Origin of the sequence: Vibrio sp. V42_P2S4T144 (assembly GCF_009904715.1) — a bacterium.
Lineage (GTDB): Bacteria > Pseudomonadota > Gammaproteobacteria > Enterobacterales > Vibrionaceae > Vibrio > Vibrio alginolyticus.
In genome coordinates, this window is record NZ_WXWS01000666.1 from 1 (window position 1) to 10,791 (window position 10,791).

The following is a 10,791-nucleotide window of genomic DNA, read 5'->3' on the forward strand; positions in this document are numbered from 1 at the left end:
GCGGTACACCCTCATGTCGTCATCCTAGATATATCCATGCCAGATGAAAGCGGCTTAAACTTTCTTAGCGAAATACCAACTGGCATTGCCTGCGTGATGCTTAGCGTGCATGACTCCCCTGCGATGGTGGAAAAATCACTAAAGCTAGGTGCAAAAGGCTATCTTAGTAAACGCTGTAGCCCAGACGAACTTATTCAAGCCGTGAGAACCAGTGCTTCTGGCGGCTGTTACCTCACATCAGATATTGCACTTAAACTTGCAACGCCTAGCGACAACACCACCTCTCTATGCCAACTGACAAAACGTGAAAACGAGGTATGTCAGCTACTTGCGACCGGGTTGGATGTAAAGTCTGTCGCGGCAGAGCTTGGCTTGAGCCACAAGACCGTGCATGTGCATCGTGCGAATGCCATCGACAAACTCGGCGTGAAAAACAACGTTGAGCTCGCCAAACTATTTTCTCAAGAGTCCTTTTAATGCGAGCTTACGCTGTTACCACCATTTGCGGACTATTTGTTATGGCTTGCGCCTGGTTTTGCTTGTGGGTGATTGCCTATTACTTTGTCAATGATCCCGAGTTGGCGATCTTATTGTTTCCTTTCGCTTTACGATTAGGTGTCACCCTACACACTCGCACCGCTTATTGGCCGACGATTTACCTTTCGGAGTGGGGACTTTCCATCGCACTTGCGATGTTACTGGGTCAACCGCAGTGGCTTACCGTGCTGATTGCGAGCATTGCCAGTATCCCGGTCACACTGATTGCGAAAAAATACTACTACGGTGACCAAAACCGCCACTTAGCCGTCATGGGCATTGTGATCATCATTACCGCCTTCATCAACGTAATGGCGGTCGGATTTCACGTGCCTTCTGTTTACATGGTATGGCTGGCTAGCATTTCTGGAGGCTTGCTCGTGGTGCCTATGTGCTACCTGTTGTGGAGCTATTTGTTCCAAAGTCGTTGGTCTCCGCTTAGCTCTCTCCTACTTAGTAATGCCGTCGTATTTCAGGTGCGTCATATCGTGCTTTATGCGCTGCTTTTGATCGGCAGTATTTTGGTGCAAACCAGTTTACCTGAAGAGCTAAAACGATTTGCGCCATTTTGTATGGCTATCCCAATTATCGTGTTGGCACTTCGTTACGGCTGGCAAGGAGCCCTGCTCGCCACCATGCTCAACAGCATTGCGCTGATTGCGGCTCGCAGCGGCGTATCAAATCTAGAAATCACCGATTTGTTATTATCTCTCTCGGCGCAAACCATTACTGGCATTATGCTCGGTTTAGGGGTTCAGAAACAAAAAGACCTCAATCACAAACTGCGCGGCGAACTTGCACGCAATCAGAATTTGTCTCGCCAGCTTATCAAAGCGGAAGAATCGGTAAGACGCGATATTGCGCGCGAGCTACATGACGAAATTGGACAGAACATCACGGCAATCCGCACACAAGCCAACATCATTAAGCGGGTAAATAACGCCGAAACAAGCGTGGGTTGCGCCGACATGATCGAAGGGCTTTCCCTCAACGTGTACGACACCACTAAGCGACTGTTAAGCAAGCTAAGACCAAAAATGCTGGATGATTTGGACTTGAAAGAATCCGTCGAGCAACTGACGCGAGAGATGGAATTTGCCAATCACGGAACGACTGTTCAACTGAACTGGCAAGGCGATTACACCAACTTGAGTGACACGCTCAAAGTCACCCTATTCCGTTTATGCCAAGAGTCATTGAATAACGCCGCCAAGTACGCAGGAGCGCAGTTGATCAATATTGAGCTGACAATTGGAGAAACGGCGGTGTCACTAATGATTCACGATGATGGTGTCGGCTTCAAAGTTCAGGACAGCATGAAAGGCATGGGCGTTCGCGGCATGCAAGAGCGTGTGCACGCGTTAGGTGGAAAAATGGTTATCTACTCCACCAGCGATCAAATGATCGGCACACAAATCAGCATTACTTTACCTAAGGTGTAACTCAAGATGTTTGGATTTTTACGTTCACCTAAATTTACTCAACCGAGTCTGAGCAACGAGCAAATCGACCAGCGTTACCGCCATTGGCGTTTGCACATTATGTTGGGGATGTACATCGGCTACGCAGGTTTCTACTTTACCCGTAAGACCTTTAACTACGCAGCACCAGCGATGATCACCGACCTTGGCTTAGATAAAGGCGACTTGGGTCTTATCGGTACACTTTTCTACATCACCTACGGCTGCTCGAAGTTTATTTCTGGCACGATTTCGGATCGCTCTAATCCTCGTTATTTCATGGGATTAGGATTGATTGCGACAGGTCTGGTCAATATCGCGTTCGGTTTTTCTAGCTCACTCGCGGCTTTCATTACTCTGTGGATCTTAAACGCGTGGTTCCAAGGCTGGGGCTGGCCTTCATGCTCCAAGCTGTTAACCACTTGGTATTCACGTTCCGAGCGTGGCTTCTTATGGGCGATTTGGAACACCGCACACAACGTTGGTGGCGCGCTGATCCCTATTTTGGTGGGCTATTTGACGTTGCACTACAGCTGGCGTGAAGGTTTTATTCTACCCGGCATCATCGGGGTATTGCTCGGTCTATTCGTTTGTTGGCGATTGCGCGACAAACCCACAACAATGGGTTTACCAAGTGTCGGTCAATGGCGCAACGACGCACTAGAACTTGCGCAAGAAAATTACGGACGTGGCCTCACCTACCGCGAAATTCTGAAATCGTACGTATTTAACAACAAATACATCTGGCTGCTCGCGTTCAGTTATGTGTTGGTTTACATCGTTCGTACCGCAATCAATGACTGGGGAAACCTGTACTTGACCGAGCAGCATCACTATAGCCTGATTAACGCCAACGCTGCTCTGTCTATGTTTGAAATCGGCGGTTTTGTTGGTTCATTGGTTGCGGGTTGGGGCTCAGACAAACTCTTTGGCGGTAACCGTGGGCCAATGAACTTGCTGTTCGCGATTGGGATTTTCTTATCTGTCTCTGCGCTTTGGCTGATGCCTCTGACCAACTTTGCATTCCAAGCGGCGGGATTGTTCTCCATCGGCTTCTTTGTCTTTGGGCCACAAATGCTTATCGGTATGGCGGCGGCTGAGTGCTCTCACAAAGATTCTGCCGGCGCGGCAACAGGATTCGTGGGCTTGTTCGCCTACATGGGCGCAGCATTGTCAGGTTATCCACTGGCGTTAATTCTTGAAGAATATCATTGGACGGGTTTCTTCATCACCATTTCAGTTTGTGCAGCCGTCATTGGCCTTTTGTTGCTGCCATTTTTGCAAGCGCAGCCATCACGAAAACCACTCGAACCAAAGCCTCGGTTGTAAATCGACTTATCGCCCTTCGGGCCAATTGGCGAGTGACCTAACCGCGCTCGCCCTCCTTATTTAACGTATCTCTGCTCAATTTTTCTTCCGATTCAGTTCGGAGGGTTAACTATGGGAAAAATTAATGAATTTGAACACTATTTCATCGCATAGCTTCTTTCAAATGAACAACAAAATCCAAAACTACGCTTGGGGAAGCACCTCTTCTATTCACGATTTGTTTGGCTTTTCTAACGAAACGAATGAGCCTCAAGCAGAAGTATGGATGGGTACTCACCCAAACGGCTGCTCTGAAGTTCAGGTTGAGCAAAACACGCTGCCTTTGTCTGAACTGATCAAACAAAACCAACCCGCTTACTTATCAGCAGAAACCGCAGCGAAATTTGGAGACCTGCCCTTTCTGTTTAAGATCTTAGCGGCCGAACATGCACTGTCGATTCAAGTTCACCCAAGCAAACAAGATGCCGAAATAGGCTTCGAAAAAGAACAAAGTGCTGGGATCCCACTAAACGCGAGCCATCGTAACTACAAGGATCCAAACCACAAACCTGAGTTGGTGTACGCGCTGACAAGTTACCAAGCCATGAACGGTTTTCGCTCGTATGCCGAGATTATTGAGGCATTTAGCCTTTGCGATATCGATGAGCTACGCACACCGCTAGATGCATTCAAACGCGAAATCAACTCACAAGGTTTACGCGATTTCTTTGTGCACATTCTGACCATGGAAGGAGAAACAAAAGAGCGTGCACTGAAACAGCTTCTTGCCCACGCTTCACGTCAATCAGAGCATGGCACTGACAGCGACGTTTTCCAGCTCATCTTGGATCTATCCACTCAATACCCTGGCGATGTCGGCTTGTTTGCGCCATTACTGTTGAATGTCATCACGCTGCAACCTGGCGAAGCGATGTTCCTGAGCGCAAGAACGCCACACGCTTACATTAAAGGTACGGGATTAGAGATCATGGCGAACTCAGATAACGTTTTGCGTGCAGGACTCACGCCGAAACATATGGATGTTGAAGAACTGGTTAAATGCACAGACTTTGTGCCTAAGCCGTTTCACAGCCTTGTCCTAAAACCCAATGCAAATGGTTGCCAGAGCCTTTATCCCGTTCCAGTGGCAGACTTTAGTTTCAGCATTCTTAACCAACCGAACAATGAAGTGGTTGAGGCAAACAGCGCAGAGATTTTGATGGCGATTGATGCCGACCTGACACTCATCAGTGATAACGGTGAGACGTTAACCGCCGCGAAAGGACAATCGGTATTTGTTCCTGCTTACGTTGGCCATTACCGTATTAAAAGTGCGGGACGTGTGGCTCGCGCCTTCAACTAGTTTTTGAACAACCGATTCAAACTAACGTCTGGCCCAAGGGACTGGGTTAGACAATTTATTCCTTTCATAGATTGAACCATTCCGCTCTTAAGGCACTCATGCTCACACCTTGTCGAATCAAAACACCTACAGGCCAGTTTCTCTAAAAGCCATAACCTCCCGGATCTACCATTTACTCAACATTCATTGTCAAAACCCATTTATGTCCGATAAATTCGTCGCTCCAATATCAAATCACTTGGATAATAAAGGCGCTTGCACAGTGGTATTTGTTGCAAAACGTATAATCAACGTTGTAATCAAAACCTCAATCACTACAATCTCTGGTTCGATTTTTCAGTTAACGTTTGTATGCCGAAGTTAAACCAAGATAACCCTGTTCAAAGCTCCGCCCTTTCCGATATCGAAACCAGCAGTAAGATTCAATCGGCATTAGAACCGAAGTTTCACAAGCCAGAGAAACGTCTCTGCTTAAGCCCTGGCCTATCGGATAAGCATTTGGCGCGCCGTTGGCAAGTATTGGAACACGTGACCAATAAAGATCATCTCCTTGATCCTTTCACGCAGTCACATCGCGATGCTTACTCCAACAACATCGAGCACTTCATTGGTACTGTTAATGTGCCGGTCGGCATTGCAGGCCCTTTGCGCGTCAACGGCTTGTATGCGAACGATGACTTTTTGGTTCCGCTCGCAACGACAGAAGCCGCGTTAGTCGCTTCCTACAACCGTGGCGCAAATCTTATCACCGCCGCTGGTGGCGCGAGCGCATTGTTACTAAGTGAAGGGGTGAGCCGAACACCAGTATTCGCCTTTAATCACCTTGCTGACGCCGGCCAGTTCGTCAGTTGGGTTGTGACCCAGTTTGACGTATTTCGTCAAATTGCGGAATCCACCACCTCACATGGCAAACTCAAAGACATCAATGTAAATATCGAAGGAAACCATGTTTATTTGGTCTTTGAATACGTGACTGGTGACGCTTCCGGACAAAACATGGTGACCATCGCAACAAACGAAGTGTTCCATCATATTTTGGCGACCAGCCCAATCAAACCAACTCAAGCATTCTTGGATGGCAACTTATCAGGCGACAAAAAACCAAACGCACACACACTGCGCTCGGTACGCGGTAAGAAAGTATCCGCCGAAGTGACCATTCCTGCTGAGTTGGTGGAAAAATATCTGCATACGACGCCGGAGTCTATGGTTCAATTTGGCAAAATGACCACGGTGGGTGGTTTACTCAGCGGGACAATTGGCGTCAACGCGCATTACGCAAATGCCCTTGCCGCGCTTTACATTGCTTGTGGTCAAGATGCCGCTTGCGTTGCAGAGTCTGCCATTGGAATCACTCGTATGGATGTGGACGCTCAAGGCAACTTGTACGCGTGCGTGACCTTGCCAAACATCATGGTGGGAACGGTTGGCGGTGGTACTGGCCTTCCAACGCAAAAAGCATGTTTGGATATTTTGGGTTTGCACGGCAACGGCAATGCGAAAGCGTTAGCCGAAGTCGCAGCTTCGCTTTGTCTGGCTGGCGAACTCTCGATTGTGGGCGCATTTTGTGCCGATCACTTTTCTCGTGCTCACCATAAGCTTGCCCGAAAATAACCTTTGTTGCTTTGTACAAGAGAACATCCGTGTGGTTTTCTCTTGTGCAAACCAATGGACTTTATTTATTGGCTCAATAATTTCTTGAAACTAACTTAAGCCTTAACAAACATACCAATCTCTTGTTAACCGTACTTTAGCTGTCCCCCTTCTATATCCATTGCGATATCTCTGCTTGTTACTCTTCATTGGCCATATTTAATATCAGTATCTTAGAAAAAATAGCATCAAAAACTTCTAGCACTATAGTACCAAATTCATCGTTTGAGTTTTTTGTTCACCACTTATAGCTACTATACTCGCCTATGCAGCTGCTTGATTTTCATAAATTTACTAAACAGCTCAAAAGAGCTTAATAACTCCCGTTAAATGGACTTAAATCGTTACTTCGGGTAAGCGAGTTAACTATGAGACGTCAGAAGCTAAATAAAATCTCTGCTTGGGTACTAGGATTGGCTATCTTATTGCTGAGCCATGTGTCTAATGTATCAGCACAAATACAGCAATCCCCATCCGATCAAACCGTTGCGCGTTTTCTCTATCAAACCTCTTTTGGACCAACACCTGCGTTAATTAATGAGGTTAGGGAAAACGGCTTAGAGGATTGGATACAGAAACAAATCAACCTGCCAGCAACCTACCATCAACCACTTTATCAAACGCCTTTTTCTAAAGGCCTACAGTCAAACCGAGAAAATGCTTGGTATCAAATTGTTGTTACTGCTGAAGATCAGCTTAGGCAGCGAACGGCTTATGCATTGAGTCAGATCGTAGTCGTTTCTCGTTATGGCGGCGTTCTTTCCAGCAAACCTACAGGGTTAGTGAATTACTACGATCTGTTGGTTGAGCATGCGTTTGGCAACTACCGAGACCTGTTGTATGACGTTTCCATCCATCCAGTCATGGGGAGCTATTTGTCTATGCTCGGTAGTGCAAAAGAAAATAGTGCGACAGGAACGCTTCCCGATGAGAACTTTGCTCGAGAGTTAATGCAGTTATTCACTATCGGTTTGTATGAACTCAATTTAGATGGCAGTAAAAAGCTAAACCACGCAACAGGCAAACCTATCCCCACGTACAATCAAACTGATATTCAAGAGCTCGCGCGAGCATTAACTGGATGGAAAAATTCCGACATCGCATTCGTGAAACCGATGCGAGTTATCAGTCAAAGACACGACACCGGCGAGAAGCGATTTCTAGGGAACGTGATCCCATCGGGTCTAACCGCACAAGAAGAGCTTTCAAAAGTGATTGATATGTTGATGTCTCACCCAAATGTTGCTCCATTTGTTTCAAAGTTACTTATCCAACGTTTGGTCAGTTCAAATCCAAGCCCAGAGTACGTCGCGCGTGTTGCTACGATATTTAACAACAATGGGGAAGGAGAAAAAGGCGATCTAACCGCCGTTGTTCGAGCCATATTGCTCGACCCTGAAGCATTAGGGATGACGGATACCCCGCCTATAAAAGTGAAAGAACCGATACTGGTCCTGACTAATTTTCATCGAGCATCAGGTTTTACGGTTAAAGGATCACGTTACGAAGACGCAACAACGATGATGAACATCGCTAATCAAGGGCCGCTTCGTTCTCCTTCCGTGTTTAATTTTTACTCTCCAGACTATCAGCCGTCTAACGAGTTTACGGAGTCTGGTATTAACTCTCCAGAGTATGAACTTCTCAATTGGTCTGTTTATACCGATTTGGTCAACTATATGTTAACCAGCACTCGTAGAGGAGGTGGTGATTCCTACCACTTCGATCTTAACGAGTTTTATCTTCTTCTGGACGATCACCGTGCCTTAGTCGAATTGGTTAACGAGCGTTTCTTTGCTGGAACGGCTTCTGCTGAATTGAAAGAGCTCATGCTCACCGCCCTGAATGATTATCGTGGGGACTATGTGCCAACAACAAAACTCGCTCTAGTGATATTTACCGCCATTTCTGGCGACGAATTCTATATTCAGGATTAGGAGTGAATTATGGATATTTCACGACGACATTTTATACAAAGCACGCTATCTATGGGCGCATTAGCCTCTCTTAGTCTGCCAGGTTACTCTCTCGCAGCGCCATCCAATGACTTTCGAGCATTAATATGTGTGTATTTAGCAGGCGGAAACGATGCATTCAACACCATACTGCCATTATCGGAGGCGCACTATCGTCAATATTCCAAAGTCAGAGGGCCACTCTCTGTCGCCAAAGAAGACATACTCCCTATCAATTTGAGTGCTGTCGATAGCTCAAATCACCCAGTGAAGCTCGGCTTACACCCCAAGTTAAATGCGTTAACTTCCGTTTTCGAACAAGGCGATGCCAGCATCGTGCTCAATAGTGGCATTCTCAACCATCCCGTCACCAAACAAGCTATTGAGCAAGGTGAAGCATCACTTCCCGAGCAACTGTTTTCTCATAATTCTCAAACAGACGCTTGGTTACTTGGTGGAATGAGCGAGTCTAAAAATCTTGGTTGGGCTGGCAGAATGTTGGATGTATTAAACTCTGAATCAGAAATAACACCGCTATACAGTGTGCATGGCAACTCGCTTTGGTTACGGGCAATGGAACACCGCCAAACCGTCCTAAAAAAAGATCGCGCAGTTCAGCTTACCGCGATTGATAACCCGCTATACAAGGGGATCTATGATCGCCTTCTCTCTCATCAAACTGACAATCCATTTAATGGTCATTTTAATTTGATGGTTGATGAGTCGATGGTAATGAGTAGTGTACTGAGCGAGCAACTCAACCACATTGCTGACGAGCCGCTGTTTACGTCATCGACGCTCGGCAAGCAGATGCAAACCGTGTACAAATTGATAGCAAGCCAAGATGTCCTGAAGCAGCAACGACAAGTCTTTTTCGTTAAACACTCTGGGTATGACCTGCACGATTCGCAATTGGCACGTCATCCAGTGTTACTTGAGGATCTCGCGACAAACCTTTTAGCAATGTATCGTGCGGTCGAACGGTTAGGGCTAAACAAGCAAGTCACCTCTTTCACTATGTCTGACTTCGGTCGACGGATGATGAGCAACGGAAATGGTACCGATCATGGCTGGGGTGGCCATCAACTATTAATTGGAGGCGCGGTAAATGGGAAACAACCTATCGGTACATGGCCGGAACTAATACTGGGCGGAAACGATGATTACTCTCAAGGCCGACTCATACCCAAAATTGCCGCTGATCAAGTTGGTTCAACACTAGCACAGTGGATGGGCGTGAGTGATAACGCTGCACTGGAATACGTGTTCCCGAACATCCGTAATTTTACTCATTCAAACCTGGGTTTTATGTCGTAAGATATTTTACAGGTAGCTGTAGAACACATCATCAAATAAGGGAGCCTCGCGCTCCCTTACTCATCTTATGTTTGCAGAGCGTCCGTTACACCTCGTCTCGACGGCGTTCGTTGCACAGCTTAATTGCGCGCTCTAACAACTCAAGTGCCGATTGCTTACATTCAGGTAATGCAGCATCACTCTCAGAAATTGGCGTTACACGGTCACCCCATTTCAATACTGCCGCACCCCATGTCAAACCTGCACCAAATGCAGCAAGAAGCATATTATCACCTGGGTTAACTCGACCTTGCTCTACCGCTTCACACAATGCAATTGGCACCGTCGCAGCTGAAGTATTGCCATAGTTTTGAATGTTAACAAACGCTTTGTCGTGTGGAATTCCAGACAGGTCACACAAGGTTTGAATAATACGAATATTCGCTTGATGCGGAATCACAACATCGATTTGTTCCGTCGTTAACTGTGATGCTTTCAGTACGGTTTTCGCAGCTAGCCCCATGCCTTTTACTGCACGTTTGAAAATTTCTTGTCCTACAAAGTTGAAATCCCAGTAACCGTTGTCTTCCGCAAAGCGATCCATACAAGTACCAAACTTTGGTACGGACAGAATATCGCGGCCTTTTGCGTCACAACCGATTTGAGACTGTAGTAAACCCGTTTCTTTTTCCGTTCTTGATAACACAACGGCGCCCGCACCATCACCAAATAGAACAGCGGTATCTCGCATTGCCCAATCGATGTAGAAAGACAATCTTTCCGCACCAATAATGATCGCGTTACGATAGTTACCTGATTGAATCAAACGTGTGCCCGTTTCTAGGCCATAGACAAATCCCGTACATGCGGCATTTAAGTCAAAGGCAGCGGCTGCACGAATACCTAGGTTCTGCTGTACCTTAGACGCGATATTTGGAATCAATGAATCTGGTGAACAAGTCGCCACAATGATTAAATCCACGTCTGTTGCATCGACGCCTGCTCGAGCTAATGCATGTTTAGCAGCAACGGTCGCCATGTCTGACGTGTTTACATGACTAATACGGCGGTTTTCGATACCAGTGCGGGTACGAATCCACTCATCGGAAGTATCGAGGAAAGTGCTAAGATCAACGTTAGAGAGCACGGCTGGCGGAACACATTTCCCCCAACCTGTAATTTCAGCGTAGTAATTTGTCATCGCAGACCTATTTATTGT

At 46.6% G+C, this 10,791-nt stretch carries 8 protein-coding genes; 7 read left to right on the forward strand and 1 reads right to left on the reverse strand.

From position 1 onward, the window contains the following. From CAG68_RS21450 to CAG68_RS21480, 7 genes are all read left to right on the forward strand, one after another. Positions 1–477, forward strand: a 477-nt coding sequence (locus CAG68_RS21450) for a LuxR C-terminal-related transcriptional regulator (RefSeq protein ID WP_161441631.1), incomplete at its 5' end; no start/stop codon positions are given. Beyond that, entirely contained in the window at positions 477–1,979 is a 1,503-nt protein-coding gene (gene uhpB / locus CAG68_RS21455; protein ID WP_161441632.1) for a signal transduction histidine-protein kinase/phosphatase UhpB, read from the forward strand. The genes CAG68_RS21450 and uhpB, both read left to right, overlap by 1 nt. A 6-nt stretch (positions 1,980–1,985) precedes the next feature. After that, positions 1,986–3,326, forward strand: coding sequence for an MFS transporter (locus CAG68_RS21460; protein ID WP_005480243.1), 1,341 nt, complete (start codon positions 1,986–1,988; stop codon positions 3,324–3,326). Between the two features lie 124 nt (positions 3,327–3,450). Continuing rightward, the gene (gene manA / locus CAG68_RS21465) at positions 3,451–4,668 is read left to right on the forward strand and encodes a mannose-6-phosphate isomerase, class I (protein ID WP_161441633.1); all 1,218 of its coding nucleotides are present in this window, start codon (positions 3,451–3,453) and stop codon (positions 4,666–4,668) included. 351 nt (positions 4,669–5,019) lie between these two features. After that, positions 5,020–6,282, forward strand: a complete 1,263-nt coding sequence (locus tag CAG68_RS21470) for a hydroxymethylglutaryl-CoA reductase (protein ID WP_161441634.1) — start codon at positions 5,020–5,022, stop codon at positions 6,280–6,282. A gap of 407 nt (positions 6,283–6,689) precedes the next feature. After that, positions 6,690–8,258, forward strand: a complete 1,569-nt coding sequence (locus CAG68_RS21475) for a DUF1800 domain-containing protein (RefSeq protein ID WP_161441635.1) — start codon at positions 6,690–6,692, stop codon at positions 8,256–8,258. A gap of 9 nt (positions 8,259–8,267) precedes the next feature. Further along, positions 8,268–9,593, forward strand: a complete 1,326-nt coding sequence (locus tag CAG68_RS21480; RefSeq protein WP_054730250.1) for a DUF1501 domain-containing protein — start codon at positions 8,268–8,270, stop codon at positions 9,591–9,593. Positions 9,594–9,678: 85 nt separating this feature from the next. On the opposite strand, the gene CAG68_RS21485 is transcribed toward CAG68_RS21480, so the two are convergent. Continuing rightward, entirely contained in the window at positions 9,679–10,773 is a 1,095-nt protein-coding gene (locus CAG68_RS21485; protein ID WP_161441636.1) for a beta-ketoacyl-ACP synthase 3, read from the reverse strand. Positions 10,774–10,791: the final 18 nt, after the last annotated feature.

Excerpts from the sequence above, each read along its gene's own strand:
- uhpB (WP_161441632.1), top strand. The coding sequence starts at position 477 with ATGCGAGCTTACGCTGTTACCACCATTTGCGGACTATTTGTTATGGCT.
- CAG68_RS21460 (WP_005480243.1), top strand. The coding sequence starts at position 1,986 with ATGTTTGGATTTTTACGTTCACCTAAATTTACTCAACCGAGTCTGAGC.
- manA (WP_161441633.1), top strand. The coding sequence starts at position 3,451 with ATGAATTTGAACACTATTTCATCGCATAGCTTCTTTCAAATGAACAAC.
- CAG68_RS21470 (WP_161441634.1), top strand. The coding sequence starts at position 5,020 with ATGCCGAAGTTAAACCAAGATAACCCTGTTCAAAGCTCCGCCCTTTCC.
- CAG68_RS21475 (WP_161441635.1), top strand. The coding sequence starts at position 6,690 with ATGAGACGTCAGAAGCTAAATAAAATCTCTGCTTGGGTACTAGGATTG.
- CAG68_RS21480 (WP_054730250.1), top strand. The coding sequence starts at position 8,268 with ATGGATATTTCACGACGACATTTTATACAAAGCACGCTATCTATGGGC.
- CAG68_RS21485 (WP_161441636.1), bottom strand. The coding sequence starts at position 10,773 with ATGACAAATTACTACGCTGAAATTACAGGTTGGGGGAAATGTGTTCCG.